Source organism: Bacillus salipaludis (assembly GCF_004358205.1).
On the sequence record NZ_SMYO01000010.1, the window covers coordinates 38,420 to 56,053 of the forward strand.

Sequence of the window (17,634 nt, forward strand, 5' to 3'; positions counted from 1 at the left end):
TGTTATATTTTCACTTGCTGCTATTAACAGGCAATTGCGATTCTAAAAGGGAAAAAGCTTGTTCTAAATCCGAAATAAGATCTTCTGTATCTTCAATCCCTACGGAGATACGAACCAAACCTTCTGGAATACCAAGAGCTTTCCGTTCTTCAAGAGTACATTCAACATGGCTAGTGGTTCTTGCCGGTCCGTATATTGTTTCGACAGCTCCAAGATTTCCAGCTTTGTTTGCATACTGTAATTTTGGCAATAAAATTTTTATCGCCTCCATTTCATCTTTCAATACAAAACTTAAAATTCCGCCAAATCCCTTCATCTGTTTCTTTGCAATATGGTGATGTGGGTGTGTTTCTAATCCAGGATAATAAACTGCTTCCACAAGCTTTTGCTTTTGCAAATACTTTGCAATCTCCATTGCACTCTTTTCTTGTTGTCTGACACGAAGTTTTAACGTTTTCATCCCTCTTAAAATCAGATAAGCTGACCATGGATCCATGGTTGCTCCATTAATTTCGCGATAGTGATATACTCTTTTCATCAGTTCTTTGGAGCCGCACACCACACCCCCTAACGCATCGGCATGCCCGCTTAAAAATTTAGTGGCACTATGGATGACGATATCAACTTCTAATTGAATTGGATTTTGATTAATAGGAGTAGCAAAAGTATTGTCTATTATCACCAATGCCCCCATCGATTTTGCAGCTCTCACCATTCTTTCAATATCCGTAATTTTCATGGTAGGGTTGGTAGGAGATTCCAAATATAAAACCTTACATCCTTTGGCCACTTCTGCTTCAATTTCTTCATGATTTCCAGTGTTACATAACGTTACATCTACATCGATATTCGGCAAGAATTCAGTAAAGATTTTATTGGTCCCTCCATATGTATCTTTCACGGATATTACCCGGTCGCCTGGTCTTAAAAAGGTATATAAAGTACTGCTAATAGCAGCCATTCCCGATGAGAAAGCAATCGCTTCCTCTGCCCCCTCAAGAATTCGTACCTTTTCTTCAAAAGCTTGTACAGTTGGATTTGTCATTCGATTGTAAATATGTCCAGGTTTATTTCCGATAGCAACTTCTTGCCACTCATCCACGTCATCGTAATTGTAGGCTACACTAAGCACCACCGGTACTTGGGTTGCATTGTAAGCAAGAGATTCCTTTTCTCCTGCCCATACAGCTTTTGTACCGTCTTGTATATCTTTAAAGTTTCTTTTGCTCATGTTTCTACCACCTCTCATTTTTTATAAAACTAAAAATATGTACTTTTGAATCCCAACTAAATTTCGTTTAAAAAAGTACCCCCTTTATGCTAAATTTTGTACTTCTTTTTTTAATGCAGTGCGTTCTTTGGACACCTTCTAATTAAGACACTTTAAATTATACAATATATTGCGTAATGTATAATACGCTGAATTATCTGAAAATTGTCCATGTAAAAATTATATAATGGACCTTTTGTATTTTCAATGTTAAATTTTAAAAAAATATTTTAAAATTTAACTGTCTTGTTTTAATAATTAAGATATATTTGTATTAACCGGTCTTAAAAAACCACCGCTTCGTTTCTTCTGCTATTCTTTTAACTTTCCTCAAATAGGAATCTACTTTAAAACATAATAGACTTGAAGATAATAGATTTAAAAGAATAATGAGTTACTTTGGGGACGATATTGAAGGATTTGGATGCTCATGCTAATATAAAAAACAAGAATTTCCACTTTTTTTACTTAGGGGGAATAACTATCAAAAAGAGGTACCGATCACTAAAAGACCATGTATATGATTATATCGCCGCAGAAATTCAGAATGGAACATTACTTCCCAAACAAAAAATAAATGAAATAGCACTAAGCGAGAAATTAGAAGTAAGCAGAACCCCTGTGAGGGAAGCCTTAATCCAACTAGCTTCTGAAAATTTACTAGAGTTCTTTCCCCGAAGAGGATTTATCGTTAAGGAAATTGACACAAAGAAAAAGCTAGATGTTTTTAGTGTTGTTGGTGTACTAGATGCCTTTGCAGCAACTTTAGCTCTGGAGAATTTGACCGAAGATGATATGGAACTAATGGAAGAGTTGGTTAGGAAAATCGACCTTTCCATTTCTCAGAAAAATTATTCAGATTATCAAAAATACCAAAACCAATTCCATAAAGTATACATTGAGAAGTGTTGCAACCCTACATTAATTGAGCTTCTTGATTCTTTACAGAATAGTTTTGTCAGGCAGATTTATTTAAGTAAAGATGAAGAGAAACTCTTTACAGCATTAGAACAAATGAATGAACAGCATAGACAAATTATTGATTACTTTAAGAATAAAGACAAAGAAAACTTGGAGCACCTGATTAAGAATGAACATTGGAAAATAACTCATATCGATATGATATAAAATATGGGGCCGGTTAAATGATTTACTAGAAAAGTAATTTAAGTCAAATGATTTTCCTGGGTAAATTTCGATTCCCGTAAAGACATCGAAATGGCGCTCTTATCAGCGCCCCCAGCCTTCTTCCACAATATGAAACACCTGCTTTATGCTCCATTTCAAAAAAATCCCCCCAAGAAAAAACAGCGATTAGCATATGCCATCGCTGATCTAAATTACTAATTAACCTGTAACATTTGAATAAATCCTTTTCCACATTTCAGTAATAAATACATAACAAAGACCGGCAGCCCCTGGCTGCCGGCTTGCTATCACTATTCTGTTCTCAAATCGATTATTTCTGCAGTTTTCCTTCAGCAAGCTTAATTTGTCCTAGAACTTGCTCAGGTGCAGTACCGCCAAAGCTGTTACGAACCGCCACCACATGCTCAGGTGCTAAGACTGTATAAATATCATCTTCAAATAACGGGCTGAATTCTTGATATTCTTCCATCGTTAAATCAAGCAAAAACTTTCCTTGTTGAATGGCATATAATACAGTCTTCCCAATCACCTCATGCGCCTCACGGAACGGCAAACCTTTACGCACTAAATAATCGGCAATATCGGTAGCATTGGAAAAATCGTTATTAATGGCCTTGCGCATGACATCCTTATTGACGGTCATCGTTTCAATCATAGGAGCTAATAATTTTAGTGAACCTTCAAGGGTTTCAACCGTATCAAACATACCCTCTTTGTCTTCTTGAAGATCCTTATTGTAAGCAAGCGGCAAGCCTTTTAAAACGGTTAACAGCCCAATTAAATTCCCATACGTACGTCCGGTTTTTCCTCTTAGTAACTCTGGTACATCCGGGTTTTTCTTTTGCGGCATGATGCTTGAGCCTGTACAGAATGAATCGTCGAGTTCAACAAATTGAAACTCTTGGCTTGACCAAATCACAAGCTCTTCAGAAAAACGCGAGATATGTGTCATAATAATAGAACCGATTGATAAAAACTCCAGGATAAAATCGCGGTCGCTGACAGCATCCATACTGTTTGGATAGATGGTTTCGAACCCTAATAGATCCGCCACTTTTTCTCGGTCAATCGGGAAGGTTGTTCCAGCCAAAGCTCCTGAACCAAGAGGCAGCCAATTGATTCTTTTTAAACTATCAATCAATCTTTCTTTGTCGCGCTCAAACATCCAAAAATAAGCCATTAAATGATGCGCAAACGATACAGGCTGAGCACGCTGCAGATGTGTGTATCCAGGAATTAATGTTTCTACATGCACTTTCGCCTGCTCAACTAAGGCTTGTTGAACATTTTCAACTAACGTAATCAATTCAGTTGTTTTTGTTCGTAAATAAAGATGCATATCTGTAGCTACTTGGTCATTACGGCTCCGCCCTGTGTGCAGCTTTCCGCCAACAGGTCCGATTTTTTCAATTAATAGTTTCTCGATATTCATATGAATATCTTCATCTTCTACTAAAAATTCAACTTCCCCATTTTCAACCATTTGTTTAATGGAAAGAAGCCCCTGTTTAATTGTTTCCGCATCTTCTACCGGAATAATGCCGCACTCCCCGAGCATTTGCACATGTGCCATACTCCCTGCAATATCCTCTAATGCTAATTTTTGATCAAATGGAATAGAGGCTGTGAATTCCTCAACGAGCTTATTTGTTTCCTTTGTAAAACGGCCGCCCCAAAGCTTAGACATTGCTGCTCCCCCTTAAATATGAACAAGATTGCCCCCGAAATATTTCGAGGGCTTCAAATGATTATTTGAAAAAACGTATTTCAGCAGACTAAAAAATTATTTTACTACTGTGTCCTTTTGGTTAACCTCAGAGTACACCTTTGTTGGAAGACCCCAAAGTTTGATAAAACCAACCGCTGCATTATGATCAAATGCATCGCCTTTTGCATAAGTTGCCAATTCTTCATTGTAAAGGCTGTGCACAGACTTACGGCCGACAACCATATGATTGCCTTTATGAAGCTTAACGCGGATAGTACCAGAAACTACTTTTTGCGTTTCATCAATAAATGCATCAAGAGCACCTTTAAGTGGTGAATACCAAAGACCTTCATAAACAATTTTTGCCATGTGCTGGTCAACCTGTGTTTTAAATTGGGTTACTTCACGAGGCAAGGTTAAAAATTCTAATTCTTTATGTGCATTAATTAAAATTAATGCTGCCGGATTTTCATAGACTTCTCTTGATTTAATTCCTACTAATCTATTTTCAATATGATCGATACGACCAATACCATGCTTGCCGCCAAGTAGATTCAAAGCTTCAATCAATTGAACCAATGGAAGTTTTTCACCGTTTAGAGCTACAGGAACACCTTGTTCAAACTCAATTTCAATATATTCCGCTTCATCTGGCGCTAATTCAATTGGATTGGTCCAGTCATAAGCTGCTTCCGGAGCTTCCGCCCAAGGATCTTCTAAAACTCCCGCTTCACAAGCACGTCCCCAAATGTTTGCATCAATCGAGAAAGGATTATCTAAATCTACTGGAATTGGAATACCATTTTTCTCGGCATACTCAATTTCTTCATCACGGGTCATACCCCATTCACGTACTGGAGCTACAACCTTTAAGCTTGGATTTAATGCTTGAATCGAAACCTCGAAACGGACCTGGTCATTCCCTTTACCGGTACAACCGTGTGCAACAGCTGCTGCCCCTTCTTGTTCAGCAACTTCGACCAATAATTTAGAAATGAGTGGTCTAGAAATCGCAGAAGAAAGTGGATATTTTCCTTCATATAAACAATTCGCCTTTAAAGCTGGTAAAATATATTCTTTTGCTAGCAATTCTTTGGCATCAATCATAATCGCTTTAATAGCGCCGACATTTAACGCTTTGTTTTTGATTGCCTCAAGATCTTTTCCTTCCCCTACATCAAGACCTAAAGCAATAACATCATACCCATATTTTTCTTGAATCCATTTAACTGATACTGATGTATCTAAACCGCCTGAATAGGCTAATACGATTTTTTCCTTTGCCATGACTAATCTCCTCGCACTATCTTTGTATTTAAATTCATTTGATAGTATTATTATACATCAATATTCAAAAAAATAAAGACTATTTTTGCAAGAATTCTTTTAAAATCGCTTTTTGTGCATGAAGACGATTTTCTGCTTCATCAAAAACAACTGAATGAGGACCGTCAATAAGATCAGCTGTAACTTCCTCCCCGCGGTGTGCCGGCAGACAGTGTAAAAAGATGAAATCACTTTTTGCATGTTTACAAAGATCTCCGTTTACCTGAAAGCCTTCGAATGCCTTTAGACGTTTTTCTGTTTCAGCTTCTTGCCCCATACTGGTCCAGACATCTGTTACCACAACATCAGCATTTTGAATGGCTTCAACCGGATTATGAGTAATCGTGATTTGTGCCCCTGTTTCCTTGGCAATTTGCTTTGCATTCTCAACAATCGTTTGATTTGGCATATATCCTTCAGGGCTAGCAATACTGATATCGATTCCTACCTTAAGCGCCCCTTCAAGCAAGGAATGGGCCATATTATTATACCCATCACCAATATAGCACATCTTTAAACCGGCTAACTTGCCTTTGTGTTCAAGAATCGTAAGAAGATCTGCCATCACCTGGGTTGGATGCTGTAAGTCCGTTAAGCCATTGATGACTGGAATTTCAGCATGATGGGCAAATTCCTCAATCGATTCATGGGTAAAGGTACGAATCATTAATGCATCCACATAACGGGAAAGCACTTTCGCAGTGTCTGAAATGCTTTCCCCTCTTCCCAACTGACTATCCTTCGAGCTCAAGAAAATTGCCTGTCCACCTAGCTGCATCATCCCTACTTCAAAGGAAACTCTTGTACGTGTAGAGGACTTGTCAAAAATCATTCCTAATACCTGTCCGCTTAAGTATGGATGTGGCTTTCCTTGTTTTTGCATAGCTTTTAGTTCCACGGCGACATCTAGTAAATACAGAATTTCATCTGTAGTAAAATCCGAGAGTTGCAAAAAGTTTTTCCCTTTAAAGTTAAACTGTTTTGAATCATTTTTTTGCATTGTCTCAATCATCGATTACACCTCTATCCCAATTTTATAATATTCGCTTACAGTAAGAACTTCAAAATCTGATCGTAATTGATCATCAAGCCCCATCATCGCTTCTACCGTATCTAAATGTGTAAATACTTTTACATTGTAGCGGGTTGCTTGTTCACGGATATAAAAACCAAATTTCAGTTTGTTCCGTCCCTGATTTGGAATATTAATAACCGCACTTACTTTTTGATGGCGGAAAAGTTCATTTACATCTTTTTCATCTTTTATGATATTTGCAACGGCAACACCATTTTTTTCGAGAAATAATGCTGTTCCTTCCGTTGCAGCAATTTTATATTGATTGTTCACCATTCCCTGTATGATTGGCAGGCTGGCGGACTTTTCCCGGTCTGAAATTGAACAGAAAATATATTTTTCCTCATCTTGCGATTTGAAAGGGACAGCCTTTGCCAATGCCTCTTTGAAACTGGCACCTAGACCTAGAATCTCACCCGTCGATTTCATTTCCGGTCCAAGAACATGGTCAACACCTTTTAATTTAGTAGAAGAAAACACCGGTGCTTTGACTGAATAATAATTTGGTTCCGGCAGCAGCCCCGATATGGCACTGATTTCAGTAAGAGAAACACCAAGCTGGACCTTGACCGCCCATTCAATCATCGATACTCCTGTTACTTTGCTGATAATCGGCACCGTTCTTGATGAACGTGGGTTTACTTCAAGCACAAAAACTTGATTTTCATAGATGACAAATTGGATATTCATCATCCCAATAATTTCAGCAGACATTGCAATTCGGTTTGCATAGTCAATGAGCGTTTCCTTCACCGAATGAGACATCGTAATCGGTGGGAAAATCGAGATACTATCCCCAGAGTGAACCCCGGCTTTTTCAATATGTTCAAATATTCCCGGAACGACAATATTTACGCCATCGCTGATGACATCAATCTCACATTCTAATCCTGGCAAATATCGGTCAACTAATAATGGCCACATACTCTCCTGCGAATTTTCCTGTAATTGTTCGATATAACTTTGAAGTTCCTCTTCTGAAAAAATCGTAAACATCGATTGCCCGCCGATGACATAAGATGGACGAACCAAAACAGGATAGCCTAATTTTTCTGCGGCTTCCACCAGCTCATCTGCATGGGAGACCGTTTTACCTTCGATATGAGGTATTTTCAGGTCTTCAAGAAGCTGATAAAATTCTTTACGATCCTCCAAGCGATCGACATTTTCAACTGGCGTTCCAAGAATCTTTATTCCTTCTTCTTGTAAAGTATGTGCCAAGTTAATCGCTGTTTGCCCGCCGAATTGGATGAGAACTCCTTCGATATTCTCCTTTTCAATGACATGGAGAACATCCTCTGCAGCCAACGGTTCAAAGTAAAGACGATCCGCAACAGAATAATCTGTACTGACAGTCTCAGGATTATTATTAATCACAACCGCTTCATAGCCCATTTTCTTTATTGCTTTTGCAGCATGAACCGAACAGTAATCAAACTCAATTCCCTGGCCAATTCGAATCGGACCGGACCCAATAACAAGAATCTTTCTATTATTAGACACCTCAACCTCGTCATAGCCCATCCAAGTAGAATAATAGTATGGTGTAACGGCATCGAATTCCGCCGAACAGGTATCAACCATCTTATAGCCTGGTTTCCAGTTAAGAACCTTCCATTTAAGTCTGATCTGTTTTTCCGGAATATCATAAATTTGCGAAAGCAGTTTGTCAGAAATATTTTTCCGTTTCGCATCCTTTAACAGTGAGGCCGGAACCTCATCCCAGGTATAGGAAGCTAAATCCTTTTCTAAATCAACAATCAAGCAAATTTTATATAAAAACCACGGATCAATCTGGGTAAGTTCCTGAATTTTATTAAAAGAAATATCCCTTTTAAACGCCTCTGCAATGACAAATAGACGCTGATCATTGGCTGTCTTCAGTTTTTCAAACAGAGCAGCCTCTCCTAGGTGCTGATAAGTCTTTGTGCAAAGCCCAAAAATATTCATTTCCATCGAGCGAATTGCTTTATTTAAAGCCCCTTCAAACGTGCGGTCAATCGCCATTACTTCCCCAGTTGCCTTCATTTGCGTGCCTAATGTACGATCTGCCTCGGGAAATTTATCAAATGGAAAACGCGGCAGTTTGACAACGATATAATCAATTGCTGGTTCGAAGGAAGCAAAGGTATTTCCTGTTATCGGATTGATAATCTCATCTAAATGGTAGCCAATTGAGCATTTTGCTGCCATCCGGGCAATCGGATAACCGGTTGCTTTCGAGGCTAATGCAGATGAACGGCTGACCCTCGGATTTACTTCGATAATATAATATTGATTGGATTCAGGATGAAGAGCGAACTGAATATTACAGCCGCCGATAATCCCCAATTCACGAATGACTTTGACCGAAGAATCACGGAGCATCTGGTATTGTACATCTGTCAAGGTTTGCGATGGAGCGACTACAATTGAATCACCCGTATGAACGCCAACAGGGTCCATATTTTCCATATTGCAGACAATGATACAGGTATCATTTGCATCACGCATAACCTCGTACTCAATTTCTTTCCAACCTTTGATGCTTCTCTCTACCAACACTTGATGGATTGGACTAGCTGCTAGCCCTTTTTTAAGAACACTTTCGAGTTCATCATCATTATGGGCAAAACCACCGCCATCCCCTCCAAGGGTATAGGCAGGTCGAATAATAACTGGATAGCCGATTTCTTTGACAAATTGTACTCCCTCTTCAAAGCTATGAATTATGGCTGATTCAGGAATCGGCTCATCGATTTCAATCATTAAATTACGGAATTTTTCACGATCCTCACCGTTTTTAATCGATTCGACAGGAGTCCCTAACAACGCCACACCATATTTTTGTAAAATGCCCTGTTCATATAGCTCAACAGTCAGGTTTAAACCTGTTTGCCCGCCAAGTGTTCCGATAATACCATCCGGCTTTTCTTTCATAATAATTTTTTCAATGGCTGTAACATTGAGTGGTTCAATATAAACCTTGTCAGCAACCGTTTCATCCGTCATGATTGTAGCCGGATTATTATTGATTAAAACAACCTCGATTCCCTCTTCTTTAAGGGCTATACATGCTTGTGTTCCCGCATAATCAAATTCTGCGGCCTGACCGATCACAATTGGTCCAGAGCCAATGACGAGAACTTTCTTTAGATTTTTATTTAACGGCATAACGTGTCTCTCCCAAGGAAGTAATTTCTTTTACAAACTCTGTAAGGATATGTGCTGTATCGCTTGGTCCAGGATGTGCCTCCGGATGAAATTGAACCGTTTGAATAGGGTACTGATGGTGCTTTAGCCCTTCGATAGACTTGTCATTGACATTGCGATAGGTTACAGCAAATACATCTGTGTCAATACTATTGTCAACCACTACATAGCCGTGGTTTTGTGCAGTGATTTTCACCTTTCCAGTCATTAATTCTTTCACTGGATGATTGCCTCCGCGGTGTCCATATGCAAGTTTTTCCGTTTTTGCACCGAAGGCAAGCGCTATTAGCTGGTGCCCAAGACAAATCCCTAATGTCGGGAAGTGCTGGCAAATTTTCTTGATTTCCGGGAACCACTTTTTCAATTCCATTGGATCTCCAGGTCCATTACTAAAAAGAACTCCATCTGGATTTAAGGCTTTTATTTTTTCAAAAGGAGTGTTATAAGGTACGATGGTCACCGAGCAATTCTCCGCTAACAATGCTGTTAAAATCGACTTTTTAAATCCAAAGTCCATTAACACTACATGTGGTCCATTGTTTTTAAAATATTGAATTTTTTTCGTTGATACTTTTTCCACCCAGAGGGAAGAATTCAGTGTTGAAGCAATCCCTTCCACCTTTTTAGTACTTAAAAAACCTTTTACTGTTCCGCGGCTGCGGATGGTTTTGACTAAGAGTCTTGTATCTACCCCTGCAATCCCGGGAACACCTGCCTCCATCAGCTTTTCTGAGAATTTACTGATAGACTGATAGTGACTTGGCGTTTCACACAAATCCCCAATGATTACCCCGGAAAGGGCCGGATGGACACTTTCATCATCCTTTGCGTTAATTCCATAATTCCCGATGATTGGGTAGCAAAAGGTAATGATCTGTCCTGCATAGGATGGATCGGTGATGATTTCTTGATAACCGGTCATACTTGTATTAAAAACGACTTCTCCAAGAGAGTCCTTATTTGCACCAATTAAAATTCCTTCAAAAACTTCTCCAGTTTCCAAAGTAAGATATCCTTGCTCCACTTTCCTCACTCGCCTTTCTATATACTTTGGAATGTCTTTTCTAACTTGTTGATAAATTCATTGATTTCTTCTACTGTTGCCGTTAATGGTGGCAGTACCCTAACCACATTTGGCCCCGCTGTAAGAATAAGAAGCTTGTTGCCGATTGCTTTTTGTACGATTTCCGCCGCATTCACTTCGACGACAATCCCCTTCAGCAAGCCTTTTCCACGAATACCTTTTATAAACGAATACTTATCTTTTAAAGTTTGGAACTCAACATCCAAGTAAGTTGAGATTTCTTCAACATGTTTTAATAATTGGCTTTCTACAATATGGGTGATGGTTGCAACACCTGCAGCAGTGGCCAAAGGATTTCCACCAAAGGTGCTGCCGTGGCTGCCCGGATCAAACCCTTTTGCCGCCTTTTCTTTAGCGATAATTGCCCCGATTGGAAAACCGGAGCCAAGACCTTTGGCAACACTTATTACGTCCGGTTCAATGGAGTATTGCTCATAAGCAAACAATGTACCGGTCCGTCCGATGCCCGTTTGGATTTCGTCAACCATCAATAAAATATCGTTCGCTTCACAAATTAATGCGAGTTTCTTTACCCATTCCTTGTTTGCTGGAATGACTCCTCCTTCACCTTGAACAAGTTCAAGTAAAACGGCAGCAGGTTTGATTTCCGCCAGCTGTTCAATTGCTTCGTTATCATTAAAAGGTAAATAGCGGAAGCCTTGAACCAAAGGCAAGAATCCCTGTTGAATTTTCTCTTGGCCCGTAGCTGAGAGGGTCGCCAAGGTTCTGCCGTGAAAGGATTGCTCGAAAGTGACAATTTCATAAGAGTCCGTCCCTTTTACCTTTTGTGCATATCGACGTGCCAATTTAATGGCTGCCTCATTTGCTTCCGCGCCGCTGTTGCAAAAGAAAACTTGATTCCCACAGCTGTTTTCTGTTAAAAGGGCAGCAAGTTCCTGTTGATTCGGTATATTATAGAGATTGGAGCAATGCCATAAATTTTGGACTTGTTCCTCAAGTTTTTCTTTAACTGAATCCGGTACATGACCTAAATTACATGTAGCAATACCAGAAGTGAAATCTAAAAATTGAATTCCTTTGTCGTCCCACACATAGCTTCCTTTTCCTTTTACTAATGTAACTGGGAAACGATTGTATGTAGCCATTAGTGGCGATTCAAGGGAAACGGAAGTGTTATTTGCCATTACACAATCTCCTCTTCTAGAACGATTTTCGTACCAATCTTTTTACCGTTTACATAGTCTATTAGACTATTTTTCTCAAAGCCGTTGATAATGGCAACCTCTGGTATATTGTGAACAAGTCCGTCAATTGCGGCGGTAACCTTTGGAATCATTCCTCCATAGATGGTTTTATTTTGAATCAATTCCTCAACTGCCGCCTTCGATACTTGATCAAGCTTCTTCTTTTCACCATTTGCTTCAATTAAAATTCCTGGAATATCACTGATAAAGCAAAGGTTTGCTTCTAACACTTTCGCAACGGCGCTTGCAGCAATATCCCCATTTATGTTGTAACGCTGCCCATTTTCATCAATTCCAATTGGTGATATGACGGGAATATATCCCTGATCAATGATGCCTTCCACTACACTTTTGTTCACTTCGACAACTTCGCCGACAAAACCAATTACTTCGGAATTCCCCACCGGTTTCGCCTTTAAAAGAGAGCCATCTACCCCGCTGACACCATAAGCATTACCGCTCGCTTCAATAATATTTCTAACCACTTGTTTATTAACTGACCCGCTTAGTACCATTTCCACGATATCCAGAACCTGAAGGCTCGTTACGCGCAGGCCGTTCACAAAGGTGGTTTCAACATTTAAGTTTTTAAGTAATCCTGTAATTAAAGGGCCTCCACCGTGGACAATAATAGGAGTCCACTCGCCCGATTCGTGGATTTTTACGATATCCTCATAAAATGATCTCGGCAGATTTTCTAACACACTGCCGCCACACTTGATAACTAGGTATTTCACTTTTGTGCCCCTCCTCTATGTGCGATAGGATCCATTGATTTTGACATAATCATAGGTTAAATCGCATCCCCAGGCTGTAGCACTGTGATTTCCTAGATTTAATTCAACAAAAATTTTGATGGTTTCCTGCTCTAAATAGTTTTTAACTTCCGCTTCATCGAATGGACAAGGCAAGCCATTTTCAAACACTTGGTAAGGCCCAATCGCTACCTTGATGGCATTAGGCTGAATTTGCACACCACTATAACCAATCGCCGTAACAATTCTGCCCCAGTTTGCGTCCGTTCCAAAGATAGCCGTTTTAACCAGACTGGAAGAAATAATAGATTTCCCGACTATGCTTGCATCCTTCTGATTTTGTGCTCCTTCAACGGTTACCTCGATTAATTTTGTTGCTCCTTCACCATCACGGGCAATCTTTTTAGCCAGCTCCTCGGAAACGATTTTTAAACCCGTTACAAATCCATCCCAATCAGGATGATCTTTAGTTAGTAGATTGTTTTCTGCAAGTCCGTTGGCCATAACCAACACCATATCATTTGTACTTGTATCCCCATCAACGGTAATCATATTAAAGGTTTGATTTGTCACCTCTTTAAGGGCAAAAAGAAGATCCTCATGGGCTATATTTGCATCAGTTGTAATAAAACCAAGCATGGTTGCCATGTTTGGATGTATCATTCCCGAGCCCTTTGCAGCTCCGCCAATACTGACTGTTTTCCCGTCAATTTGAGTTTGGACCGCAATATGCTTCACAGCCGTATCTGTTGTTAAAATCGCTTGTATAAAGTTTTCTTCAGCCTCATTTTCTGCCTGTAAAATTTGGCCGATTCCCGGATTGATTTTTTCCATTGGAAGCAATTCTCCGATTACGCCCGTTGCAGTTACAGCAACAAGGTGTTCAGGTATTCCCAATTCATTGGCAAAAGCCTTTTGCATTGTGGAGGCATCTTTTAGTCCCTGTTCCCCTGTGCAAGCATTGGCATTACCAGAATTCACAAGCACAGCCTGAATTTTATGTTCTTTCGCAATGCTTTCTTGTGTAACGACTAACGGCGCTGCCTGAAAGATGTTTGTTGTATATACCCCGGCCGCTGTAGCGGGAACTTCCGAAACGATATAGCCTAAGTCCAGTTTTCCCTTTTTAATCCCGCAATTCATCCCGCCTGCGTTAAATCCCTTTGGTAAGGTAACGCCTTTTTCTTTTAAGACAACCACTTTATGATTAGAAATTGCTTGCATCAAGTTTTCCCTCCTGTGCTTCCCAAAAATAATGTTCTATGGATACATTGGAATATCGCTAAGCCCAGTCTGTTCATCCCAACCGTTCATAATGTTTGCATTTTGAATTGCTTGCCCTGCAGCCCCTTTTACTAGGTTATCAATCACCGAAATAATGGTTAGACGGGCGGTCCGTGGATCAACATGCAACCCGATGTCACAATAATTACTGCCAAGGACCTCTTTAGTTGAAGGAAGGTTACCTATTGGTCTTACCCTTACAAACGGCTTATTTTTATAAAATTCATCATATAATTCATGCACTTCTTCAGTTGAAATATTATCCTTTAAGTTTATATAAGTCGTACACATGATTCCTCTTGTCATGGGCACTAAGTGAGTTGTAAAGGAGATTGTGATCGGTGTTTGCGCTTCATCACTAAGAGTTTGCTCAATTTCCGGTATATGTTGATGGGCTCCAAGTTTATAGGCCCTTATGTTTTCATTTATTTCTCCGTAGTGTGAGGTTAATGAAAGCCCTCTTCCTGCTCCAGATACCCCCGATTTTGCATCAATGATAATAGACTTATAATCTGCTAAACTTGTTTTCAAAATTGGTAAAAGCCCAAGTGTAGCTGCCGTTGGGTAGCACCCCGGATTGGAAAGCAGATTAGCATTCTTTATATTTTCTGTGTAAATTTCACTAAGTCCATAGACAGCCTGATTTAAATAATTTTCATCTGCGGGTGAATGTTTATACCACGATTCGTATTCAACAGTAGACCTTAGTCGGAAGTCACCGGATAAGTCTACGCATTTGATTCCGGCTTTTAAAAGCTGCGGAACCATGTCCTTACTTACACCTGAAGGAGTTGCAAGAAAAACCATTTCATTATTTTTGCTTAATTCACTTGGGTCAAATGTTTCGAGCGATAAATCTACTATATTCAACAAGTGCGGATATGCTTCACTAAATTGGGTACCTGCTTGCGAGTTAGATACAACGGTACCAATTTCTAAATATGGATGTTTATTAATTAATCTGATTAATTCAATTGCCCCGTATCCCGTTCCACCGATAATCGCAACCTTCAATCTTTTCATCTCCCGAATTCGTCTTCTTAATGAATTATTATACTTACAGATTAATAATTATTCAATATCAAAAGTACTAAATTATCAGTTTTAATTGAAATTTTAATAAAAATATACTGAAAACGCTTTCATTTTTCCTTGTTAGATTATACATTTTTTATACAAATAAAAAAGCAGAACGCCCACAGTTTGCAGGATTCTGCTTTCTCTTTTCTAATTAGAGTGGTTTTTGTTTCTTCTATAAGAGTACATTTTCCATTGATAATGGATGAAGCATCCAATACAAAATCCTAATATTGCAACGAAAGCTGCTATTGCAACAAGAATAGTAAATACATAACCGACTGTATTCCATCCTGTAATAAAGCCTATGAAGCTTAATCCTAAACATATAACGGCAATTTTTTGGTTAAATTGCTGTTGATCCCAATCTTCAGGAATGTAAGCCTTTGGCTCTTTACGCAAAAATCTCTTTGCAATCTGCATAATGGGATTAAACCCAAAAAACAGTCCAAGGAGACCAGATATAAATGGTATCAGTAAAAACCATTCTTGGCCCGAAAATAATGTTAAAACAGAACATATAACAATGACCGATTGATTTGTCCTGACAAGCGGTCGTGGTATAGAGCGGATAGATTTTGACAATTTAATCTAACCTTTCTTATTGGATTTATCGGTTTAATATTACTAATATTTTATCCATTTTATCTCGTTTTGTACACACAATAAACTTTCCACTTTTTAGAGAGGCGAATAAAAAAATCGTTAAAGCTTGGAGCTTTAACGATTTTTTCATTTTTACCTTTAATCTTCATTTCTATTTAAATAATCATTCACTTGGAGGAACTCAGGGGATGTATGGGTTGCCATGATACCATGGTAACTTATATCCAGACCAAGATCTTCTTCATCATTTGAGGCTCGAATTGGTACCCATTTATTGATGAGCTTTAAACCTGCCCATGTAAGCAGGAATCCCCATCCGCATAATATGATTAATCCTAACAACTGAATCAATAATAAATGCCAGCCCCCTCCTTCTAAAAGGCCCCCTTTTGTTGCGAAAAGACCGACAGCAATTGTTCCCCATACACCAGAAACAGCATGCACTGGAAATGCGCCAACTGGGTCATCGATCCGCTTTGCTTCCAACCAATTCGCCGCACCCATCATCAACAAACCAGAAATTGCCCCTATTAAGATGGATGACTGGTCGCTTACAAAGGCACAGCCAGCTGTTATTCCCACAAGCCCGGCGAGGGAGGCATTAATGACAGACGGGGCATCCGAGCGACCGTATCGGAATAAAGTATAGATTAATGCGGTTGCTCCGCCTGCAGCAGCTGATAACATGGTTACAATCGCGATGTGACCTATTCTCACATCAGTAGCTGTCAGTGTACTTCCAGCATTAAATCCAAACCAGCCGAACCATAATAAAAATGCTCCTACTGAAGCAAGAGGCAGGTTGCTAGGCAAAGCAATGGACGAGGAGTTTTTTGACGTAAATTTACCTTTCCTTGGTCCGATTAAAATGGCTGCGGCTAATGCCGAGAATCCTCCCAACGCATGTATAACGGCTGAGCCTGCAAAATCTTCCATCCCCAATTTCCCTAACCAGCCGCCTCCCCACACCCAATGCCCGGCAATGGGGTAGATGAACATCGTCATCAATAGGACATATAAAAGATAGGCACGGAAATTAATTCTCTCCGCTACAGCACCAGAAACAATGGAAATTACTGCGATAACAAAAGCACCTTGAAAAAGCCAAAAGGTATCCGTCGAAATAGATAATTTTAAATGGGTAAAATTCCCTTTTAACATGAATCCATCCGTACCAATTACACCCAAAAGGTCTGAACCATACATAAGTGCAAAGCCGACTAAGTAATAACAAAGTGTACCAATCGTAATATCGGCAAATACCTTCATAATAATATTCACACTGTTTTTCGAGCGAACAAAGCCTGCTTCAAGCAGAGCAAATCCGCCTTCCATTAATAAAATCATGGCTGCAGTCAGAACAACCCAGATCGTATCAAGACCTGTATGAATGGCATGTATTGTCATTACGATTGTCCCCCTATTCCTTTATAGCTTTTAAGTTCCTCTATAACACTATGAGAAAGAACAATAGCTTGTTTCTCCTCGTTTTGCACCATAACTATAATTCTCTCTAAATCATTAATTTTTCTCTTAATATCTTCTATGTTCATTAATCGCTGTTTCACATTAACAAGGTACTCAACTGCTTGATGATGGCTGGGGGGACGTCCTGTGAAAAACTTTTTTATAGCTGGTAATGATTGATACCAAGCCTCATGTGTTCTTCTTTTTTCTTCGTACTTTATAATTTTGTTTTTAATTTGAACTATTTCTTTTTCCTTATAAATCTTTATTTCTTGCAAGATATGAACTAATTCTTTGGGATCAAATTGAAATTCTAAAGTGCGATATAATTCATCAATGACGTCCATGTTATATCTCCTCACATGAAATGTTACTTTTTTCTGATTATATTGAGTATTTCAATTTTAGTCAATATTTAGTTCTCCCCTTTTTATTC

Annotated in this window: 14 protein-coding genes; 1 reads left to right on the forward strand and 13 read right to left on the reverse strand. The window is 39.2% G+C overall.

The window, feature by feature from the left end; genetic code table 11:
• Positions 1 to 10: 10 nt before the first annotated feature.
• Positions 11 to 1,231 (reverse strand): cystathionine gamma-synthase family protein, encoded by a 1,221-nt coding sequence (locus E2K98_RS20235; RefSeq protein ID WP_133337331.1) that lies wholly within the window; start codon positions 1,229 to 1,231, stop codon positions 11 to 13.
• 450 nt (positions 1,232 to 1,681) lie between these two features.
• On the opposite strand from E2K98_RS20235, the gene E2K98_RS20240 reads away from it, so the two are divergent.
• Complete coding sequence (locus E2K98_RS20240; RefSeq protein ID WP_235824881.1) at positions 1,682 to 2,398, forward strand: GntR family transcriptional regulator; 717 nt, start codon at positions 1,682 to 1,684, stop codon at positions 2,396 to 2,398.
• 331 nt (positions 2,399 to 2,729) lie between these two features.
• Here E2K98_RS20240 and argH read toward each other — a convergent pair whose 3' ends face one another.
• The 12 genes from argH to E2K98_RS20300 form a co-directional block, all read right to left on the reverse strand.
• Positions 2,730 to 4,106: an argininosuccinate lyase gene (gene argH, locus E2K98_RS20245; protein ID WP_133337333.1), complete on the reverse strand. Its 1,377-nt coding sequence runs from the start codon at positions 4,104 to 4,106 to the stop codon at positions 2,730 to 2,732.
• Positions 4,107 to 4,202: 96 nt separating this feature from the next.
• A complete protein-coding gene (locus tag E2K98_RS20250) occupies positions 4,203 to 5,414 on the reverse strand; it encodes an argininosuccinate synthase (RefSeq protein WP_133337334.1) in 1,212 nt (403 codons plus the stop codon).
• Positions 5,415 to 5,493: 79 nt separating this feature from the next.
• Positions 5,494 to 6,465 carry an ornithine carbamoyltransferase gene (argF, locus tag E2K98_RS20255; protein ID WP_133337336.1) on the reverse strand — a complete coding sequence of 324 codons (972 nt, stop codon included), beginning with the start codon at positions 6,463 to 6,465 and terminating at the stop codon, positions 5,494 to 5,496.
• 3 nt (positions 6,466 to 6,468) lie between these two features.
• The gene (carB, locus tag E2K98_RS20260) at positions 6,469 to 9,681 is read right to left on the reverse strand and encodes a carbamoyl-phosphate synthase (glutamine-hydrolyzing) large subunit (protein WP_133337338.1); all 3,213 of its coding nucleotides are present in this window, start codon (positions 9,679 to 9,681) and stop codon (positions 6,469 to 6,471) included.
• Positions 9,668 to 10,744: a carbamoyl phosphate synthase small subunit gene (locus tag E2K98_RS20265; RefSeq protein ID WP_133337340.1), complete on the reverse strand. Its 1,077-nt coding sequence runs from the start codon at positions 10,742 to 10,744 to the stop codon at positions 9,668 to 9,670. The genes carB and E2K98_RS20265 overlap by 14 nt, the downstream gene beginning before the upstream one ends.
• A 17-nt stretch (positions 10,745 to 10,761) precedes the next feature.
• On the reverse strand, positions 10,762 to 11,949 hold the full coding sequence (locus tag E2K98_RS20270) for an acetylornithine transaminase (protein ID WP_133337341.1): 1,188 nt from the start codon (positions 11,947 to 11,949) through the stop codon (positions 10,762 to 10,764).
• Entirely contained in the window at positions 11,949 to 12,746 is a 798-nt protein-coding gene (gene argB / locus E2K98_RS20275) for an acetylglutamate kinase (RefSeq protein WP_026573488.1), read from the reverse strand. The genes E2K98_RS20270 and argB overlap by 1 nt, the downstream gene beginning before the upstream one ends.
• Positions 12,747 to 12,761: 15 nt before the next feature.
• Positions 12,762 to 13,988: a bifunctional ornithine acetyltransferase/N-acetylglutamate synthase gene (gene argJ / locus E2K98_RS20280; protein WP_133337342.1), complete on the reverse strand. Its 1,227-nt coding sequence runs from the start codon at positions 13,986 to 13,988 to the stop codon at positions 12,762 to 12,764.
• Positions 13,989 to 14,024: 36 nt separating this feature from the next.
• Positions 14,025 to 15,062: an N-acetyl-gamma-glutamyl-phosphate reductase gene (gene argC, locus E2K98_RS20285; protein WP_133337344.1), complete on the reverse strand. Its 1,038-nt coding sequence runs from the start codon at positions 15,060 to 15,062 to the stop codon at positions 14,025 to 14,027.
• A gap of 213 nt (positions 15,063 to 15,275) precedes the next feature.
• Positions 15,276 to 15,710 carry a DUF4395 domain-containing protein gene (locus E2K98_RS20290; RefSeq protein ID WP_026573485.1) on the reverse strand — a complete coding sequence of 145 codons (435 nt, stop codon included), beginning with the start codon at positions 15,708 to 15,710 and terminating at the stop codon, positions 15,276 to 15,278.
• 159 nt (positions 15,711 to 15,869) lie between these two features.
• On the reverse strand, positions 15,870 to 17,138 hold the full coding sequence (locus E2K98_RS20295; protein ID WP_133337346.1) for an ammonium transporter: 1,269 nt from the start codon (positions 17,136 to 17,138) through the stop codon (positions 15,870 to 15,872).
• Positions 17,138 to 17,545 carry a hypothetical protein gene (locus E2K98_RS20300; RefSeq protein ID WP_133337348.1) on the reverse strand — a complete coding sequence of 136 codons (408 nt, stop codon included), beginning with the start codon at positions 17,543 to 17,545 and terminating at the stop codon, positions 17,138 to 17,140. Before E2K98_RS20300 ends, E2K98_RS20295 begins: the two co-directional genes overlap by 1 nt.
• Between the last annotated feature and the right edge of the window lie 89 nt (positions 17,546 to 17,634).

What these genes read in the sequence shown, in the direction of transcription:
- E2K98_RS20235 (WP_133337331.1), bottom strand. Translation starts at nt 1,231, where the DNA reads ATGAGCAAAAGAAACTTTAAAGATATACAAGACGGTACAAAAGCTGTA.
- argH (WP_133337333.1), bottom strand. Translation starts at nt 4,106, where the DNA reads ATGTCTAAGCTTTGGGGCGGCCGTTTTACAAAGGAAACAAATAAGCTC.
- E2K98_RS20250 (WP_133337334.1), bottom strand. Translation starts at nt 5,414, where the DNA reads ATGGCAAAGGAAAAAATCGTATTAGCCTATTCAGGCGGTTTAGATACA.
- argF (WP_133337336.1), bottom strand. Translation starts at nt 6,465, where the DNA reads ATGATTGAGACAATGCAAAAAAATGATTCAAAACAGTTTAACTTTAAA.
- carB (WP_133337338.1), bottom strand. Translation starts at nt 9,681, where the DNA reads ATGCCGTTAAATAAAAATCTAAAGAAAGTTCTCGTCATTGGCTCTGGA.
- E2K98_RS20270 (WP_133337341.1), bottom strand. Translation starts at nt 11,949, where the DNA reads ATGGCAAATAACACTTCCGTTTCCCTTGAATCGCCACTAATGGCTACA.
- argJ (WP_133337342.1), bottom strand. Translation starts at nt 13,988, where the DNA reads ATGCAAGCAATTTCTAATCATAAAGTGGTTGTCTTAAAAGAAAAAGGC.
- E2K98_RS20295 (WP_133337346.1), bottom strand. Translation starts at nt 17,138, where the DNA reads ATGACAATACATGCCATTCATACAGGTCTTGATACGATCTGGGTTGTT.
- E2K98_RS20300 (WP_133337348.1), bottom strand. Translation starts at nt 17,545, where the DNA reads ATGGACGTCATTGATGAATTATATCGCACTTTAGAATTTCAATTTGAT.